Source organism: uncultured Escherichia sp., from assembly GCF_948475835.1.
Classification (GTDB): domain Bacteria; phylum Pseudomonadota; class Gammaproteobacteria; order Enterobacterales; family Enterobacteriaceae; genus ECMA0423.
This window is the reverse complement of sequence record NZ_CAOLGM010000088.1, coordinates 1-19,762: the sequence shown is the minus strand read 5'-3', so window position 1 is coordinate 19,762 and position 19,762 is coordinate 1. Positions and strand designations below refer to the sequence as shown.

Sequence of the window (19,762 nt, the reverse complement as noted above, 5' to 3'; positions counted from 1 at the left end):
CATCAGTACGTTTGGAGCTGGAAACTGCAGCACCGATACCGAAGCCTTCGTAATCATAAGTGATAGATCCGCCGACACCGTCGCCATTCTGACGCAGAGCACCACGACCATTGTTGGTCATGCCTTCGCCGCTTACGCTACCATTTTTGCCCTGGTACTGAACAGCAAAGTTCAGACCGTCAACCAGACCGAAGAAGTCGGTGTTACGGTAGGTTGCGTAGCCATTACCACGCTGCTGCATGAAGTTGTCAGAGCCGTAAGTGCCGCCACCGAATTCTGGCAGTACGTCGGTCCAGGAAGTTACGTCGTAAACAACGCCGTAGTTACGACCGTAGTCGAAAGAACCAACATCCTGGAATTTCAGACCTGCGAATGCCACACGGGTCCAGGAGTTTTCTTTGTTGTCTTCAGAGGTATTGCCCTGGATCTGATATTCCCACTGGCCGTAACCGGTCAGCTGGTCAGTAACCTGAGTTTCGCCTTTGAAACCAAGACGTACATAGGTCTGGTCGCCGTCTTCTGACTTGTTGTCAGAGAAATAGTGCAGGCCGTCTACTTTACCGTACAGATCTAATTTGTTGCCGTCTTTGTTGTAAACTTCAGCAGCGTTTGCTGCGCCTGCTACCAGCAGAGCTGGGACCAGGAGGGACAGTACTTTAACTTTCATGTTATTAACCCTCTGTTATATGCCTTTATTTGCTTTTTTATGCCACTGCATACTGATTAACCCTCATTAATCAGTCGGCAAGTCCATTCTCCCCAAAAATGCAGAATAATCCAACACGAATATGATACTAAAACTTTTAAGATGTTTCATTTATCGCTATAGATGTTTCAAAATGTAAATGCAAGGGAACTTTTTAAGATTATTGCGGAATGGCGAAATAAGCACCTAACATCAAGCAATAATAATTCAAGGTTAAAATCAATAACTTATTCTTAAGTATTTGACAGCACTGAATGTCAAAACAAAACCTTCACTCGCAACTAGAATATCTCGCGCTATCATCATTAACTTTATTTATTACCGTCATTCATTTCTGAATGTCTGTTTACCCCTATTTCAACCGGATGCCTCGCATCCGGTTTTTTTTACCCTTCTTTACACACTTTCATTATTCTGTGCTACCACAGAAAAACTATAACTCTTGTTAACTATTTCACAAATAATTAACATCAGCATAATTTCCAGCAATCTTCGTTTATTTGCAATTAATTTCGTTGGGCTTTTTGTAGGTTATTTGTACAGCAAAATGGCGCTTGTACATCTATTTCCCCCAATGCAGGATGATAAATATCACGGGAGAATAGAGAATCATCAATCAGGTAAGAGTCTGGAATTTCACACTGTACCCTTTATACTGCCCTATCACTTCGCGAAGTTTTAACAGGTCATAAACACGAATGCGTCAGAAAGAGACAACGGCCACGACCCGCTTTTCACTCCTACCGGGGAGCATTACCCGCTTCTTTTTACTGTTGATCATTGTGTTACTGGTGACGATGGGGGTAATGGTACAAAGCGCCGTTAACGCCTGGCTGAAAGATAAAAGTTACCAGATTGTCGACATTACCCACGCAATCCAAAAGCGCGTCGATACCTGGCGTTACGTGACCTGGCAGATCTACGACAACATTGCCGCGACGACCTCCCCCTCCTCCGGCGAAGGTTTACAAGAGACGCGCCTGAAACAGGATGTCTACTATCTGGAGAAACCACGCCGCAAAACGGAAGCGTTAATCTTTGGCTCTCACGACAACTCAACGCTTGAGATGACTCAGCGGATGTCCACTTATCTGGATACATTGTGGGGTGCAGAAAATGTACCGTGGTCGATGTATTACCTGAATGGTCAGGATAACAGTCTGGTACTGATCTCAACCCTGCCCCTCAAAGATCTCACCTCCGGATTTAAAGAATCGACCGTCAGTGACATTGTTGATTCACGTCGTGCAGAGATGTTGCAACAGGCCAACGCCCTCGATGAACGCGAAAGTTTTTCTAACATGCGCCGCCTGGCCTGGCAGAACGGTCATTACTTTACCTTGCGTACCACGTTCAACCAGCCGGGACATCTGGCAACGGTCGTGGCTTTTGATCTGCCGATTAATGATTTGATCCCTCCGGGTATGCCGCTGGACAGTTTCCGCCTTGAGCCAGACGCGACGGCAACGGGAGACAATGATAATGAGAAAGAAGGGACGGATAGCGTCAGTATCCACTTTAACAGTACGAAGATTGAAATCTCCTCGGCACTCAACTCTACCGATATGCGACTGGTCTGGCAGGTTCCTTATGGCACCTTATTGCTGGATACGTTGCAAAACATTCTGCTGCCACTGCTGCTGAACATCGGTTTGCTGGCGCTGGCGTTATTTGGCTATACCACATTCCGCCATTTCTCCAGTCGCAGTACAGAAAGTCTACCCAACACGGCGGTCAATAACGAATTGCGCATTTTACGGGCAATCAATGAAGAGATAGTCTCACTGCTGCCGCTCGGCCTGCTGGTTCACGATCAGGAATCGAACCGCACTGTCATAAGTAACAAAATTGCCGATCATTTGCTGCCGCATTTGAATCTGCAAAACATCACCACCATGGCGGAACAGCATCAGGGGATTATTCAGGCGACGATCAATAACGAGCTGTATGAGATCCGCATGTTCCGCAGCCAGGTCGCGCCGCGCACACAAATTTTCATTATTCGCGATCAGGATCGCGAAGTGCTGGTAAACAAGAAACTCAAGCAGGCGCAGCGTCTGTATGAGAAAAACCAGCAGGGGCGGATGACCTTTATGAAAAACATTGGCGATGCGCTGAAAGAACCCGCACAGTCCCTGGCGGAGAGCGCGGCTAAACTCAATGCCCCGGAAAGCAAACAACTGGCGAATCAGGCAGATGTGCTGGTGCGGCTGGTCGATGAAATACAGTTAGCGAACATGCTTGCGGACGATAGCTGGAAAAGTGAGACGGTGCTGTTCTCCGTGCAGGATTTAATTGATGAAGTTGTGCCTTCAGTGTTGCCTGCCATCAAGCGTAAAGGTCTGCAACTGCTGATTAACAATCATCTGAAAGCACACGATATGCGCCGCGGCGATCGCGATGCCTTACGACGTATTTTGCTGCTACTGATGCAATATGCCGTGACCTCAACGCAATTGGGAAAAATCACCCTTGAGGTTGATCAGGATGAGTCCTCCGAAGACCGCCTGACGTTCCGCATTCTGGACACGGGAGAAGGCGTAAGTATTCATGAAATGGATAATTTACACTTCCCGTTTATCAACCAGACCCAAAACGATCGCTATGGCAAGGCGGACCCGCTGGCATTCTGGCTGAGCGATCAACTGGCACGTAAACTGGGCGGTCATTTAAACATCAAAACGCGGGATGGGCTTGGTACACGCTACTCTGTGCATATCAAAATGCTCGCAGCTGACCCGGAAGTTGAAGAGGAAGAAGAGCGTTTACTGGATGATGTCTGCGTAATGGTGGATGTTACTTCGGCAGAAATTCGGAATATTGTCACTCGCCAGTTAGAAAATTGGGGTGCAACCTGTATCACACCCGATGAAAGATTAATTAGTCAAGATTATGATATCTTTTTAACGGATAATCCGTCTAATCTTACTGCCTCTGGCTTGCTTTTAAGCGATGATGAGTCTGGCGTACGGGAAATTGGGCCTGGTCAATTGTGCGTCAACTTCAATATGAGCAACGCTATGCAGGAAGCGGTCTTACAATTAATTGAAGTGCAACTGGCGCAGGAAGAGGTGACAGAATCGCCTCTGGGCGGAGATGAAAATGCGCAACTCCATGCCAGCGGCTATTATGCGCTCTTTGTAGACACAGTACCGGATGATGTTAAGAGGCTGTATACTGAAGCAGCAACCAGTGACTTTGCTGCGTTAGCCCAAACGGCTCATCGTCTTAAAGGCGTATTTGCCATGCTAAATCTGGTACCCGGCAAGCAGTTATGTGAAACGCTGGAACATCTGATTCGTGAGAAGGATGTTCCAGGAATAGAAAAATACATCAGCGACATTGACAGTTATGTCAAGAGCTTGCTGTAGCAAGGTAGCCTATTACATGAACAATATGAACGTAATTATTGCCGATGACCATCCGATAGTCTTGTTCGGTATTCGCAAATCACTTGAGCAAATTGAGTGGGTGAATGTTGTCGGCGAATTTGAAGACTCTACAGCACTGATCAACAACCTGCCGAAACTGGATGCGCATGTGTTGATTACCGATCTCTCCATGCCTGGCGATAAGTACGGCGATGGCATTACCTTAATCAAGTACATCAAGCGCCATTTCCCAAGCCTGTCGATCATTGTTCTGACCATGAACAACAACCCGGCGATTCTTAGTGCGGTATTGGATCTGGATATCGAAGGGATCGTGCTGAAACAAGGTGCACCGACCGATCTGCCGAAAGCTCTCGCCGCGCTGCAGAAAGGGAAGAAATTTACCCCGGAAAGCGTTTCTCGCCTGTTGGAAAAAATCAGTGCTGGTGGTTACGGTGACAAGCGTCTCTCGCCAAAAGAGAGTGAAGTTCTGCGCCTGTTTGCGGAAGGCTTCCTGGTGACCGAGATCGCTAAAAAGCTGAACCGCAGTATTAAAACCATCAGTAGCCAGAAGAAATCTGCGATGATGAAGCTGGGTGTCGAGAACGATATCGCCCTGCTGAATTATCTCTCTTCTGTGACCTTAAGTCCGGCAGATAAAGACTAATCATCTGTAGGCCAGATAAGACGCGTTAGTGTCTTATCTGGCATTTGCACCGATTGCCGGATGCAGCGTAAACGCCTTATCCGGCCTACGATTCCCATTATTTCAACAGATTACATTAAAGTAGGCCAGATAAGACGCGTCAGCGTCGCATCTGGCATTTGCACTGAATGCCAGATGCGGCATAAACACCTTATCCGTCCTACGATTCCCGCGATTTCCTGACCCTCTCGGCATATACCGTCAGCGTCTGTTTTATCACATCCAGCGTTACCGGCTTCGACAGGCAGCTGTCCATACCGGACTCCAGACACCGCTGCTTCTCTTCAGCCAACGCATTAGCAGTTACTCCGATTACCGGCAACGTCAGTCCCAACTGACGAATGCGTTGCGTCAAGCGGTAACCATCCATATTTGGCATGTTGACGTCGCTAAGCACGATATCAATATGATTCTTGCTAAGTACATTAAGCGCATCGACACCATCATTCGCGGTTTTACATTGATAGCCCAACGATCCCAACTGATCTGCCAGCAGACGTCGGTTAATCGGATGATCATCCACGACCAGAATCATCATATCGTCATTATCGCTGACCGCTTTGTCCGTCGACGGCAGAGCGTTAGCAGGATCGTCGCTCTCCATCTCGATCAAATAAATACGCGCCAACAATGCCGGTAGCTCATGCGGGGCAGCCACACTGTGTACCCACTCCCCTGGCGCTTTCTCCAGCGGAATACCAATATGGCGACGACAGAAGGTCACTACCGCTCTACCCTGCCATTTTTTACTCACTACCTCGTCAGTAATTAACACATCTTCGGGAGTCGGTTCCTGCCCTTCGTATGTTGTAACGACGATGCCGCTGCGCTGCAAACTGGTTTCCAGGAACTGACAGAGCGACGCATTGCGGACCGCCAGCCAGCAGCGTTTACCACTCAACCCTTCCACGCCTTTTTTCTGCGGGTACTGAGCGCCGTACAACGGAATACGCACGGTAAACTGGCTGCCCATTCCCGGTTCTGAATCTACCGAGATATCGCCGTCCATCATGCTGATCAGTTTTTCACAAATCGCCAGACCCAGACCGGTCCCCTGGAAGTTTCGCTGTACGCCCGTTCCGACCTGGAAGAAGGGATCAAACAAGCGCACCACTTCTTTCGCCGGAATCCCCACGCCGGTATCGCGAACACGGATAGAGAGATAATCGCCATCAGCGCGGACATGCAAAACTATACAGCCGGTATCGGTGAATTTTATGGCGTTACTCAACAGATTGGAGATGACCTGCTGTAAACGCATCGGGTCGCCATTTAAGGCCACTGGCACATCCGGTTCAATAAAGCAGTACAAGCCTAACTGCTTGCGTACCACCAGCGGTAAATAGTTGGCGGTGATGTGGTTCATCACTTCACGCGGTGAAAACTCACGCGGTTCGATCTTCAACTGTTCCGATTCAATCTTCGAGAAATCGAGAATATCGCTGATAATTTTCAACAACAGGCTGGAAGAGTTGTTCATTGCCGTCACCAGCCGATCGACGCCTTTCGGTAACTCTTTGGTTTGCAACAGATCCAGGTTACCGATAATGCCATACAGCGGCGTTCGCAGCTCATGACTGACGGTGGCAAGGAACATCGATTTTGACTGGCTCGCCTGTTCCGCTGCTTGTGCCATCTCCTGCAACGACTCTTCCATCTTCACGCGCGAAGAAACATCCACCAGCACACAAATGGCCACGTTTTCATTACGATAGCGCGAATGGACGAAGCTGATTTGCAGATTGGTATTGTTGCTGGTCAGGACATCAACAAAATTGACCTGCTGCCCACAGATAATTTGCGTCAGTCGTTGGCGGTCCTCATGCGTAAGCATATTGAGATAGGTATGCGCCAGTTCGTTACTTAAAATATTGACGCCATCAGCGGTACGCAAAATGCAGATACCCACTGGCGCGGAGGCGACAATCTTGCGATTGAACTGCTCATGTTCTTCCAGTCGCAGGGCGTCGCTTTCCGCCGGAATGAAAATACGTCGCTCGTACATCCGCGCGAGAGTAAACAATGCAGCTCCGGCAAGCACATTCAGCAAAATTGCGTTAAGGATCAACATGCGAATGCGTTCCAGCACCTTATCAACCGGCACCGAATACACGATGCTTAGCGATGAGGGTGGCAGATTTTTCTTCAGCACCAGCTCCCGGAACCCTTCCGTATAGCCAAACCAGGAGCGTTCCTGCATCCAGCGAGGATCGCCCTTAATTTTACTTTCTGGTCCGGTAAGCGAAATCAGGGTATGACCATTTTCATCAAGAATGGTAACCCCCATCGGCAACGTACCCGGTAAGAAAAAGTTCTCCATCCGGATGGTCTGCTCGACACCCAAAAGCGCCTGCAACCGGTTCGCCAGATAAACTGGCGTCAACGCGTAAAAATACCCGACGCCAGGGCGCGGACCTTCGCTGATCCAGTAGAGGTTACTGCCGCTATCATCTTGTGGTGCATTTCGATATTTATTGATGCGTTCATGCAAAGCTTTCAACGCGGTATCGCGTTCCACTGGCATATCACGCAGACCGAAATTGGCCATGCAGAGGTTATCGCTGCCGATTAAAAATACCCGGTTGAGATCGTAAGCCGCAGAAAAATTATCGCGCCAGTAGCGCATAAACCACGCCAATGACTCCAGAGAACCTCGCCAGGTGTTACTCATTGCGGAACAATCGGAGTCGGCAAACAGCGGTTCAAACGCAGGCACATCCGCCTGCGTTTCTCGTCCACGCGGGGAAAGCACACCGTTTTCTGCCGATAAGCGATTTTCGGCGATGTACTTCAGCTCTTTCATCACATCAGAGGTGCGTTGAATAAAGCGCTGAGCCTGATCGGAACTCAGATTAAATTCCTGACGAATTTCCGATTCTCGCTGATGTAACGCATTAACGATGTAAAAAACGGATGAAAAAGCAATCAACAGCCAGAGCACTAACGCCAATGCTCTGAACATGTAGCGCGAGGCTTTCAGGGTTGTACGAAAAGAAGCAAGGTATTTCAAAGGGGCGAAGCTCCGCCTCAGGTGACCGATGGAGTGTGGTTAAGGTAGCGGTAAAAGCGTGTTACCGCAATGTTCTGTCACCATTGCAATAATGCGTATCGCTTAGAAACCATTGCCTTAACCAAGAAAGCCGGAGTAGATGGACAGTTCTCAGTACGAAAAATAAGAAATGACCAATCTGCCGACGCTTGTTAATGGTTATATCCTGGCGTCGGCAGATCGCCCAGCAGTCTTATCTGAAAAAAGAGAGAGCCAGGTTGTGTGAAGGGATGGATCACCAGTCAAAACTTTTCACCAGCGTCAGCTCGCCAGCATTACGCATCGGTACAATAAATGTTTCCTGTTTCTCATTGACCGATCCTTCATCGGTGATCAGCGTCAGTTGGGCGGTCGTCAATTCCGTTTCGCTGCGCCCACCATAGTAGTTGATATACACCTGATAGCGCCCGTGAACTGGTGCTGGCATGGCGAAAATCTCGGGTCCGTACCCCGTCGTGACATCCATATCCAGTGCACCACTGTTTTTCAGCACGGTGTTACCGTACCAGGCGTGTTCGCCATCGGGCGTGACAACATGGAGATCGAGATCGGTATTGTCCGTATCCCACGAGAGAACCAGCCGTAAACGTGCACGAATCGTTCCTGTACCCGGCGTTGAGTAAAACTGCATTTTTTGCCGGCTTTGCCCATCCGGGCTGATGACCTGCACGCTGTTGCTGCCTTCAGTGAAAATATAAGGGCGTGCAAATGAACCATCGGATTCAATTCTCTGCGGCATACTGGCACCGTTGACCACCAGCCGGCCCTGCTGAACTTTACCCGCCGCAGCATAATTCTTTATTTTGCCGCGGATCTGCGCTGAGATATTTTGATCATCTGCCATGTTGACGGACGACGCCGGGTAATTGATCGATTGTGAAAAACTGGCATCTTCGCCCTCTACCGGATGCCAGCCAGAGAGCGGTGCGTCAATCTCGACTTCCTGCACACCTTCACTGTGAACGACAGGCGAAAGTGCCACCAGTAACAACGGAAGAAAAATCTTTCGCATAGCATTAGTCCATTAATAATTGTCGGGTCAGCGTTTCGATATAGTTCTCATCAAGCCCGGTGGGATAACCATCAAAGGCCAGGTGCAGATACTCATGGGTTAAATCCAGCCGATCCTGAAGCGTAAAGAAGTTACGAATAAACAGCCGTTTCTGCTGCCGATCGGTATAGGGGAAACCTGAGACTAAACGACAGACCGCAAACACGTCTGGTTCGTTGTACCCCGTCTCGCCTTGTAATATACGCCGCCACTGCGGCATTTTTTTCGCCAGCCAGGCTTTCGCTTTGGGTAATAACTGGCAGGTTGAGCGTGGAGCTCCCCAGCGGCTAAGGCTGTTGTCGGGATAAGCAAACGCGAGTATCTGGTCGTAACGCTCCCCCTGCCCCGCCTGGGCCGTGGCTTGCCGCCAGGAAAGTGTCCCTTCGGTAGCGCGACTGCCATGATAATGAACCGGATCGCCTGCATAGATGAGATCCTGCGTCCAGGCGGTCATCGTTCGCGCCCCCGTGGTCGCTGGCGAAGCAGAAACACGCTGCGTGGCGCTGCTGTCGGGGATGGTCAGGCAATCGCCTTCCCGATTGGCGTTTTGCTGTAAAAAAGTGCGAATCGCCACGGTCATGGCTTTCGCTGCCTCAGGGGGCGTACTTTTCGCCTCGCGATCCAGAACTCTGGCAACGTACTCTTCACGATCGAGATGCGACTGCAATTTCAGTTTGCCCTTTTCGCTCAGTAAGGTCGTCTCACCGTGGCTGACAAACGTAATGTGGTTACCATTAGTAAACGTCACACGATAGCGCCCATTAAGTACGCCGGGTTTTACTGCCGTCGTACTCTTTTCCGCTGTGATTTTCTTCAGCGGATAGCGGGCAAACAGCTCCACCTCTACACATTGCCCACTGGCAACCTGCGTCGGCACTGGCAAAACCCGATTAAGCACCGTCGCATAACGGGTTAGTACCGTTTTGCTGGTGCCACTGCCAGTAACCCACAGCGGTGTACCATCGGTTAACCAGCCAGCAAAACCACCCTGGCGGATTTCCTGTTTATCATCGGCAAACCAGCTCCAGGTTTTCACCCGTACCCGACTACCGAGCATGGATGCGACACCGATTTTCGCCTCGTCCAGCACCACATCCAGTAAGACTTCCTGAGCTTTGTTTTGCGCAGGTAACGTCGCTAATGAATCGAGCAGCGATTTAACCGTTACCGAGGTTTCTGGCTTCAGCGTTGTAAGAGACGCTAACCACGCAGGTGCCTGACGCTGTTGCCAGTATTGCCCCCACACATCTGCGCCAATATGCAACCGCTGCGGCGCAAAATAGAACCCACAGGAACGTACCAGCGCGGTATCGCGCGTTATGCTCTCCCCAGCCTGACAACAATAAACCTCTTCCGGGGAGTTTCCGCGACACTGGTAGGGCTGCTCCGGTTGATGGGTATCCTCCAGCCAGGCGTAAACATACAGTTTCCACAAACTCCCTAACGGCGTGGTGAGCGAGTCAGGTAATGCTGAGACTTTGGTCACGCCTGATGACGACAGCTGATACAGTTGATCGTGCTGCGCACCGCGCAGCACCAGTTGTAACGGCGTCTCCTCCGCAAGCGTTGGCAGAGTAACCAACGCCAATAGCCAGACGATTCTGCGCCAGTTCACTTATTTCACCTGCATCCCGGTCCATTCACTCCCTGCCGCAACACTTTGCTGCGCAGGTGCATAGGAACGCACATAACGAGCAGGAGGCAGAACGAATTGCCCTTTTTGCGAGAAGCGCAGCAAATGGCGGAAAGTGACCGTTCCCGTCAGTTCTTTCACCGGCACCATATAGGCCAGTTCGCCCATTTCATTACGCGCTTTTTCCAGCAATTGCCCCTGCTGTTTCGCGGCGTTGGGTTTATTGACTGAAATGCCCCATGTTGTGCGCTCAACGTCGGCTCCCGGCGGGAGCGGTACTTCCACCTGACCATAGCGCAGAACTGCATCCTGCTCGCTGGTAAGCGTAATTTCATCGAGATACAGCGCATCGCTGTCAATCTCATTGCTGGTCACCGGCTGCAGAGTAAAGCTCATCTCTTCTTCACCGGGGATAAGCCGATACAACTGGCGTTCAACGGTCACCGGAATGTTACTTTGTTGAGCCGTTTTTGCCGGTTCACGCCAGCGGACCTGCACATTTTGCGGCGATAATTCGTCACCAAAAGAGAGCATGTCCGGCACACCCTGACCAACCCAACGCCAGTCTTCGCCCCCTCCAGTTAACTTATGTTTAGCCCATGCGCCCGCAGGCGCAGGCAAAACAACTGGAGGCATTGTCGCCATATATTTCGCCAGCCAGTTCATGGCCAGCGCGCGCTCAATAGTGGATTGCTCAGCGGTCAAACCACTTAAAATAGCGGCCGTCTGGGTAGCGTCACCACCGCTATTGAGCAGCACAACCGTGTGCGCCAGCGGCTGATTGCTGTTTGCCGCTTTATCCCACGCATATTGCTGAACCTGTGGCATCACCGTGGACTTCAACTGCGCTTTTTTCAGCAACGTCATGGTTAAGACGTTTGCCACCGCATCTCCCAGTGGAGATTCCGGTGTATCGAGGATCAGGCTGTCATTGATATCGCGGATGTCTTCCTCAGAGAAATCTTCATCTTTAGTTCCGCGCCGGGCGATAGCTTCATCCAACCCTTTCAACAACGTTTTGCACGGCAGATTCATCTCCTGTGCCCACGCCAGCACCAGCGCCCGATGCAATAACGGCATGTTATCCGCCTGCTCGGCATAACTGTCGAGCATATGCTGCCAGTATTCCGGTTGTTGCGTTACGCCGAGCGCCTGGCTGGCCTGCCAGTCGGCGTACCATGCCCATGCCGTAAGGAAGGCGTCACCATTGCCATCTTCACCCCACCAGGTAAAGCGCGCTCCGGGCCCCGCCAGTTGCATCAGCCGCAGACGGTTATCCTGAATCATCTGACGAATGTCGTTAGCGGCGGCACTTTGATGATCGGCAAGCGAACGCCAGGCGAGACTGAGCGGGATCAGACGGCTACCGGTGTTGATCACGCCACCCCATGGTCCATCGACTAACGCATCAAGATTGTTGCGGAAAATCTCCTGCGGCGTTTCGCTACTTTGTAGCCGGATATTGCTAGCCTGCTCGGGCAACATCAGCGCGTTCTCGCCACCGCCGAGCATGACATTTTTCTGCTGTTCAACGGGCCAGCTGTTATCCACAAAAGACAGTTTTGTGCTAATGCTGTCCTGCACTTGCCCATTTTGTTGCAGTTCTGCGCTTAACAAGCCAGATTGCTGAATGTTCTGCGCCAGCGAAATATAATTCGCCCCTTTGTGCAGCGTCAGCGTCTGGCGCATCTCAGCGCCTGCAAATTTAGTCACCAGCGCCACCGGTTCGTTATCCTGCTGACTGAAGATAAACAGTCCTGCCGCCGGTTTGTCGCCCACGCGATACACCGTTGGCATACTCCACTTCATGTAGAGATTTTTTTCCGAACGCAGATAAGCACGCCCCTGCCCGACCAGCCCGTCGCCGTTCATCCCACGCGCGGTGATACGCCAGCGGGTTAACGAATCAGGCATCAGGAACGTGAAATACGCTTTGCCTTGTTTATCGGTTGTGAGTGACGGCATCCATGCCGCGGTATCCACCTCTTCACGCCGTGGACGTTCAAGCATTTTTACTCGCCGCTCGCTGCGGTTAGTTGCGCCAGGCGCAACCGGCTCGCTGGAGAGCGCCTGGTCGTAGCTGATAAACGACAGACTGGAGCTGGTACGCACATTGTTACGCCCCAGCGGATAGAAAAATTTGCCGATATTCGGCGCGATTTCTGGTTGCAGCGCGTAGATCATTTCATCGACCACGCCTACCGTTAGCTGCGCAGAAACAGGTTTACCTTTCAGCGACGAGGTTAATTCGACATTGACCAGTTCACCAGGCTGGTAATGGGTTTTGTCCGTTTTCACCCGGATATCAAGCTGAGGAACGGCAACTTTGATCCCGGCGTTCTGAAAACTGTACTGACCATTACGGGTATACAGCACCGAAAAAGTGATGTTAGGCGCAAAGGAATTGCTCACTGGAACCCGGGCTTCATACTGGGTATCGTTTAAACGTTGTAACGTCAGCCAGTTTGCCGGATGCGAAAGCAGCGACTGCTGTTCCACGCGATCGCGTTCCAGCGTCAATAATGCTTCATCAATTGGCTCCGGAAAGGTAATCAGCATCTTCGCAGTTTCGCCTGGCTGGTACAGCGTTTTATCCGCCACGATATCTACCGTACCAGTATGCGCCGTGCTGCCCTTACCGCTGACGGCATGACTTAACCCAGCGAGAATTAAGCCGTCTTTATCGCGTAATGTCAGATTGTAGTTGCCAGGTTTAGCGAAATTGACGGTAAAGGATTTGCCGCCTGACGGTAGCTCTCCGCTATGGCTCGTGCGGTCTTCGAGACGCAACCATTCATACGTAACAGGAACCTGTTTTGAAGATTCCAGCGCGGCATAACGGAACACAACCGACTCGCCGCTATTACTGTATTGTGCGGCAGTACTTAATGAGTAATGCGCCAGACCGCGTTCAATGAGGATCTCTTTGGTGGTGGTGACACGATACGCCGCGCCGTCACTGGCGGAGACGGTTAACAAATAACGGCTCGGTTTATCGGCGGCGGGGAGATTTAACGCCACATGACCGCTGGCGTCGGACACCGTTTCGCTGCCTTCCAGCGACACGGGGAAACGTCCGGCATAACGCAAATCGTTACCGACCATTGATAATTGCTGAGCGCGCAAACTTAACTGCACGCGGGCATTTTTTACCGGCTCGCCATCCGGGTAGAGCAGTTGCAGTTTGCCGCTGACCGCTTCGCCAGTTTTGAACTCTTTTTTGTCGAGAGCTAAACCAATCTCGAAATGTGGCTTGATGTAGTTTGCCACGCGAAAACTGCTGCTATAGACCTGATTGCGGTAAGCAAGACGTAACTCATAACCTCCGGCAACGGCATTTTCTGGCAGGCGGAAACTTCCCTGCCCGCCATTGCGCGCATCCAGCGTGACATCGACGGTTTGCAACAGACTGCCGTTAGCGTCCAGCACCGAAAGCTTCGCCGGGGCGCTGACGATGGGGGATGAATGCAACGGATCGTGGAATTCGCGGCCCATCACTTTAACATCGACACGATCGCCTGCGCGATATAGCGGGCGATCGGTAAAGATATACAAGCGGGTGTTGTAGATTTCACTTTCGTAGAAGAAGTTCTCGGAGACAAAAACGCCGCCTTCAGCATCCTTACCCAGAATGTATGAGCGTTCTGGCGATATATGTTGTAACTGCAAGGTACCGCTGTCATCGGTCACACCGCGGGTCATCACGCCAAGACCGTCAGTCCACAAGATCTCTGAGCCGGGCTTCGCTTCACCCTGTTTTTTACCCGCGGTCCACACCAGAAGCTCGTTGCCTGACACTTTGCTAAGCGCCACGGTATCGGAAACAAACACCACCGTCGTCGCCCGATACCCACCAACCATCGCCTCGACGAGGTACAGTCCCGGCTCTTGTTGGCCGAGAGGAATATAAATGTTACCCGGCTGCGGCGAGATGAAATTGCTGGATGCGCCTTCCAGTTTTACCCCTTGCTGCGGCTCGACCGGTTTAGCCTGCCATAGTGGATAACGGAACTGTTCCACCAAGGGATATTTTTTCAGCGGGGAAAACTGGTTGTTCTGTACATAACGGGAAGGTTTAATAATGGCATTGCCGAGATGTAATTCGGGTAATGCCTGAGTCACATTCTGCCGTGACTGAGAAGAGAAAGTACGCTGCATTACGCGGCGAGATTTGCCGTACCAGTTATCCCACAGCCAGGTCAGCGTATTGTTCAGCCCGTCGCCCAGATATTGCGGTTGCACCACAATGCGATGCAGGTTTTTCTGCTGGCGCAAAAATGCCATCGGGTCAGGAATACGATACAGGCGAACGTCCACGCCGCCGTACTCTTCCATCTGATAGCGCCGATAATCACGCCCCGGCGCTTCCAGTCGCACTTTCGCCTCTTCACTGCTGCTAAAACTGCTGTCAGCAAGCAAAAAGAATGTTCCCCCGGCGGGCGGCGCATAGTTACTGGAAGGAAGCGAATCATCAGCATTAGCAAGCCCTGTTCCCACAAGAGACAGGGACAAGCACGCTGCTATCGCGCCAGAAAATTTAAACGATAAATGCCAATGAAATTGGGATTGGAATCGTTGGGTATCCATCGGGTGTCCTTCCATGTCATAAGTTGTTGCAGACTGACTGCGCGCATTCCGTTGTCAGTTTTCGTGGCGCTTCCGGTGTGGTAGATGACGTAACGCCCCATCCAGACCATTAAGTGCTGGGCATCGCCCTGATCGAAAAAAATCATATCGCCAGGCAGCGCCTGGTTTATGTCCTGGCCAATAAACTGGCTGTTGTACTGAATCAAATTAATCGCGGTCACGTAGGGGCCGGTTTTCCCGTTCCCCTGATTCCAGTTTTGCGCCAGTTGACGCTGTCCAGGTGTTAGCGTCATCTCTGGCGGCAAATACTGGCTAGAGAAACCGTTACTTTTTAGCCATTTACTATCGTGAACTTTCAGCGTCTCGTTCGCCGCAAATCGCACCAGGCCCGCACAATCCTGCTGATACCAGCGTGGACTTGGCCCCTGGCGGAGCTGTTCTTGTGCAATGCGTACAAACCAGGCGCGAAACAGCCCGGATTGTTCGACATTCAGCATTTCGCTATGGGCAACAACACAACACAGCCAGCAAATCAGCGCCAGCAGCCCGTGCCTCATAGCGGCTGCCAGGTTATGGGTAGCCACTGCCAGGCGGCACCGGGTTCCATCTGGGCCAGCTTCATGACATAACGCGGTTGTTGAGATAAAGCGTCCAGCTTCGGCATTAATAAAGTTTGTGCGGCGTTATAAAAAACCGGTTCGAGATTCTTCGGCAGACTGGTCAACGTTTCGTTACGCAGCAGTTTCGCCACGCCTTGTGGATTGATATAGAGCGGAACGATGCCATCAGTGGGTATTACATCCACCATTGCCGGGCGGTTTTTATTCAGTGTTTGCAGGGCGTTATTAACCAGCGTGTCATCGAGGGAGAAAAGCAGCGTTTTGTTTTGCATCGCCAGCGACACGCGGAAAAAATAATCCGACATTAATTGATCGGGTTGCGCCGCCTGCGCTTTCGGATACTGACCGTATCGGGAACTCCCTTCGCGACGCCAGATTTGCGCTTCGCCCTGCTGAGTCTGGCTTATCGGCAAAACACCTTCTGGCGCTTTGCTTTCGTGCGCACCAATATTTTGCGTAAACAGTTTCCCTGGCAATTGCGCCTGTTCGGCAGTGCCATCAAACTGACCGACAAACAGCGGGGTTTGCAATTTTGAGTCTGCATACCAGCACAGCCCCGCGGCACCGTCTAACGCCCCATTCAACTTGTCGTTTTCCTGACTGATGTGCGAAAGCATCTCTTCGGCAATACCGTGTGAATACGGCACCACCACACAGAAGCTGGCCCCGGCAGGCATACTGTTCCAGACCGGCGTAAAATCGAAACTGGTATCTACGCTGGCGGATTCATCATTTAACGCCACAAAACTGTGCCAGCCGTCGTTACCCATTTCGAAGCGTACGCCAGCAAAAGAAGGCATTAACCGCTGGTAGCCAAAACCCAGCAACCTGGCGCTGACCACGATGCGCTGGCGTACTGGCGTTTTTTCAGCAGCACGCTCTTCCAGGCCAAAGCTTGCTTGCCAGCGTTTTTTGCCGCTCAACAAATCACCTGCGATCGCCGTGGCTTCGGTATCCTGCTGATCATCTTTAAACAACATATCCGTGCTGGAAAACACCAGCATCTTGTCCTGATAAGTCGCGAACATCAGGGCGTTATTGCCGTTATAGCGCAACTGATAAACAGGAACAGTTTCACTATTTATCTTGATGCTACTGATTTCCGTTTTGCTTAACTGGCTGTCGCTGGTAGCGGCAAACAACAATGGCTCCAGCAGTTTGCTTAAACCACTGCGCTGGATCAGCACCATATAATGTGAAAGATGGCCTTGTTTATCGTGCCACAGCGCTGCCTGCGCGGGCTGATCTAAGAGTGACGAAAAGAGCTTATCTTTCAGCGTGAGATCGTGTTCATAGACAATACGACGAATGCTGCCTTCAATGCCCAGACGATCGGCATGATTCTGATAATAGAAAACGAAATCTTCGCTCAGAACATCGTGGAGAAACGGAATGGTGAGGAGATCTTTGGGAAGCTGGCTCAGAGAGTCGCTGTCGAGAAAGAGGTCCGGCTCATTGAGATCGATTTGCAGATTGTTGTGCACCACCAGCGGCGACAACGTTTTTTCTGGCCCACTGCCAGCATATTGCAACGCCCAGACGCCAGCGGAAAGCAGTGCTATTGCGCCAAAACCTACAAGACCATAGAACCGCCAGCCTTTCGCCTTTTTTTCACCACTCATTGCCACATTCCTTGTGTATAGCCAGCCATTTTTTACGGGCACAGCCAAACTTTACCGTGCCCTAATACGACAAAAGCCCAGACTTTGCAGCCTGGACTTTTCAATTCAAACAAGGGAGATAGCTCCCTTTTGGCATGAAGAAGTAAAATTATTCTTCTTCTGGCTCGTCGTCAACGTCCACTTCCGGAGCGATTTCATCGTCCCCTTCCGCGGCACTGCCATCGATGGTATCCAGATCTTCCTCGTCAACCGGTTCAGCAACACGTTGCAGACCCACTACGTTTTCATCTTCCGCAGTACGGATGAGGATCACGCCCTGGGTGTTACGGCCTACGATGCTGATTTCCGAAACGCGAGTACGTACCAGCGTACCGGCATCGGTGATCATCATGATCTGGTCGCAGTCATCTACCTGTACCGCGCCAACCACTAAACCATTACGTTCAGTAACCTTAATGGAGATAACCCCTTTCGTCGCACGCGACTTGGTTGGGTATTCCGCCACTGCGGTACGTTTACCGTAACCGTTTTGCGTTGCGGTGAGGATTGCGCCATCGCCACGAGGCACGATCAGAGAGACGACTTTATCGCCTTCACCTAAGCGAATACCGCGAACACCGGTGGTGTTGCAGCCCATCGCACGGACAGAAGACTCTTTAAAGCGCACCACTTTACCTTCAGCGGAGAACAGCATTACTTCGTCTTCGCCGCTGGTCAGGTCAACGCCGATCAGCTCATCGCCGTCAACCAGTTTGATCGCCACTTTACCGGCGGTACGCAGACGGTTGAACTCGGTGAGGACAGTTTTCTTCACGGTACCGTTAGCGGTCGCCATGAAGACTTTCACGCCTTCTTCAAACTCGGTCACTGGCAGGATCGCAGTGATACGTTCGTCCTGCTCCAGCGGCAGCAGGTTGACGATCGGACGACCGCGCGCGCCACGAGTGGCTTCCGGCAACTGATAAACTTTCATCGAATAGACGCGACCACGGCTGGAGAAGCACAGAATATGGTCGTGAGTGTTCGCCACCAGCAGTCGGTCGATAAAGTCTTCTTCTTTAATACGTGCGGCAGATTTACCTTTCCCGCCACGACGCTGCGCTTCGTATTCAGAAAGCGGCTGATACTTAACGTAGCCCTGGTGAGAGAGCGTCACTACCACATCTTCCTGAGTGATCAGATCTTCCAGGTTGATGTCTGCGCTGTTGGCGGTGATTTCAGTACGACGTTTGTCACCGAACTGTTCACGAACCAGCTCCAGCTCTTCACGGATCACTTCCATCAAACGATCGGCGCTACCAAGAATACGCAACAGTTCCGCGATCTGATCCAGCAGCTCTTTGTATTCGTCGAGCAGTTTTTCGTGCTCAAGGCCGGTCAGTTTCTGCAAACGCAGATCCAGAATCGCCTGAGCTTGCTGTTCGGTCAGGTAGTACAGACCATCACGCACGCCGAACTCTGGCTCCAGCCATTCCGGACGCGCAGCATCGTCGCCAGCACGTTCGAGCATCGCGGCAACGTTGCCCAGCTGCCACGGATTAGCAACCAGCGCAGTTTTCGCTTCTGCAGGCGTCGGCGCATGACGGATCAGTTCGATGATCGGGTCGATGTTCGCCAGCGCCACGGCTAATGCTTCAAGGATATGAGCACGATCGCGAGCTTTACGCAGTTCGAAAATAGTACGACGGGTCACCACTTCACGGCGGTGACGAACAAACGCCGCGATGATGTCTTTCAAGTTCATGATCTTCGGCTGACCATGGTGCAATGCCACCATGTTGATACCGAAAGAAACCTGCAACTGGGTCTGGGAGTAGAGGTTGTTGAGCACAACTTCACCGACCGCATCGCGTTTCACTTCAATCACGATGCGCATACCGTCTTTGTCAGACTCGTCACGCAGCGCGCTGATGCCTTCCACGCGTTTTTCTTTTACCAGTTCCGCAATCTTCTCGATCAGGCGCGCTTTGTTTACCTGATACGGAATTTCGTGGACGATAATGGTTTCACGACCGGTTTTGGCGTCAACTTCCACTTCTGCGCGAGCGCGGATATACACCTTGCCGCGACCGGTACGGTAAGCTTCTTCAATACCGCGACGACCGTTAATGATTGCCGCCGTCGGGAAGTCCGGCCCCGGGATGTGTTCCATCAGCCCTTCAATGCTGATGTCTTCATCATCGATATACGCCAGACAACCGTTGATGACTTCCGTCAGGTTGTGCGGCGGGATGTTGGTTGCCATACCTACGGCGATACCGGAAGAACCGTTCACCAGCAGGTTAGGAATTTTGGTTGGCATGACGTCGGGAATTTTTTCCGTGCCGTCATAGTTATCAACGAAATCGACCGTCTCTTTTTCGAGATCGGCCATCAGTTCATGGGCAATTTTCGCCAGACGGATTTCCGTATAACGC

The 19,762-nt window shown here is 51.4% G+C and carries 10 protein-coding genes; 2 read left to right on the top strand and 8 right to left on the bottom strand.

Features of this window, described 5'->3' with window-relative positions; translation table 11 throughout:
- Nucleotides 1-667 (bottom strand): porin (locus QZF50_RS16410; protein WP_290388917.1); only part of this gene is annotated, 667 nt, incomplete at its 3' end.
- Nucleotides 668-1,404: 737 nt separating this feature from the next.
- Between QZF50_RS16410 and rcsD the strand changes: the two genes are divergently transcribed.
- Together rcsD and rcsB are read left to right on the top strand one after the other, a co-directional pair.
- Nucleotides 1,405-4,077: a phosphotransferase RcsD gene (gene rcsD, locus QZF50_RS16405; protein WP_001249109.1), complete on the top strand. Its 2,673-nt coding sequence runs from the start codon at nucleotides 1,405-1,407 to the stop codon at nucleotides 4,075-4,077.
- 16 nt (nucleotides 4,078-4,093) lie between these two features.
- On the top strand, nucleotides 4,094-4,744 hold the full coding sequence (gene rcsB / locus QZF50_RS16400; RefSeq protein WP_001061917.1) for a response regulator transcription factor RcsB: 651 nt from the start codon (nucleotides 4,094-4,096) through the stop codon (nucleotides 4,742-4,744).
- A 199-nt stretch (nucleotides 4,745-4,943) separates the two neighbouring features.
- Here the strand turns inward: rcsB and rcsC are convergent, their stop codons facing one another.
- The 7 genes from rcsC to gyrA form a co-directional block, all read right to left on the bottom strand.
- Complete coding sequence (gene rcsC, locus QZF50_RS16395) at nucleotides 4,944-7,793, bottom strand: two-component system sensor histidine kinase RcsC (protein WP_000876014.1); 2,850 nt, start codon at nucleotides 7,791-7,793, stop codon at nucleotides 4,944-4,946.
- A gap of 274 nt (nucleotides 7,794-8,067) precedes the next feature.
- Nucleotides 8,068-8,844: a YfaP family protein gene (locus tag QZF50_RS16390; RefSeq protein ID WP_001225888.1), complete on the bottom strand. Its 777-nt coding sequence runs from the start codon at nucleotides 8,842-8,844 to the stop codon at nucleotides 8,068-8,070.
- Between the two features lie 4 nt (nucleotides 8,845-8,848).
- Nucleotides 8,849-10,498 carry a YfaQ family protein gene (locus QZF50_RS16385; RefSeq protein ID WP_001748576.1) on the bottom strand — a complete coding sequence of 550 codons (1,650 nt, stop codon included), beginning with the start codon at nucleotides 10,496-10,498 and terminating at the stop codon, nucleotides 8,849-8,851.
- Entirely contained in the window at nucleotides 10,499-15,013 is a 4,515-nt protein-coding gene (locus QZF50_RS16380; RefSeq protein WP_290388918.1) for an alpha-2-macroglobulin, read from the bottom strand.
- Nucleotides 15,014-15,036: 23 nt separating this feature from the next.
- On the bottom strand, nucleotides 15,037-15,660 hold the full coding sequence (locus QZF50_RS16375) for a DUF1175 domain-containing protein (protein ID WP_001298790.1): 624 nt from the start codon (nucleotides 15,658-15,660) through the stop codon (nucleotides 15,037-15,039).
- Complete coding sequence (locus tag QZF50_RS16370; RefSeq protein ID WP_290388916.1) at nucleotides 15,657-17,345, bottom strand: DUF2138 domain-containing protein; 1,689 nt, start codon at nucleotides 17,343-17,345, stop codon at nucleotides 15,657-15,659. Before QZF50_RS16370 ends, QZF50_RS16375 begins: the two co-directional genes overlap by 4 nt.
- Nucleotides 17,346-17,493: 148 nt before the next feature.
- The coding region (gyrA, locus tag QZF50_RS16365) for a DNA topoisomerase (ATP-hydrolyzing) subunit A (RefSeq protein ID WP_290388915.1) at nucleotides 17,494-19,762 on the bottom strand (2,269 nt) is incomplete at its 5' end.

Bases quoted from the DNA above. Each gene is read 5' to 3' on its own strand.
- rcsD (WP_001249109.1), top strand. From the start codon at position 1,405: ATGCGTCAGAAAGAGACAACGGCCACGACCCGCTTTTCACTCCTACCG.
- rcsB (WP_001061917.1), top strand. From the start codon at position 4,094: ATGAACAATATGAACGTAATTATTGCCGATGACCATCCGATAGTCTTG.
- QZF50_RS16390 (WP_001225888.1), bottom strand. From the start codon at position 8,844: ATGCGAAAGATTTTTCTTCCGTTGTTACTGGTGGCACTTTCGCCTGTC.
- QZF50_RS16375 (WP_001298790.1), bottom strand. From the start codon at position 15,660: ATGAGGCACGGGCTGCTGGCGCTGATTTGCTGGCTGTGTTGTGTTGTT.
- QZF50_RS16370 (WP_290388916.1), bottom strand. From the start codon at position 17,345: ATGAGTGGTGAAAAAAAGGCGAAAGGCTGGCGGTTCTATGGTCTTGTA.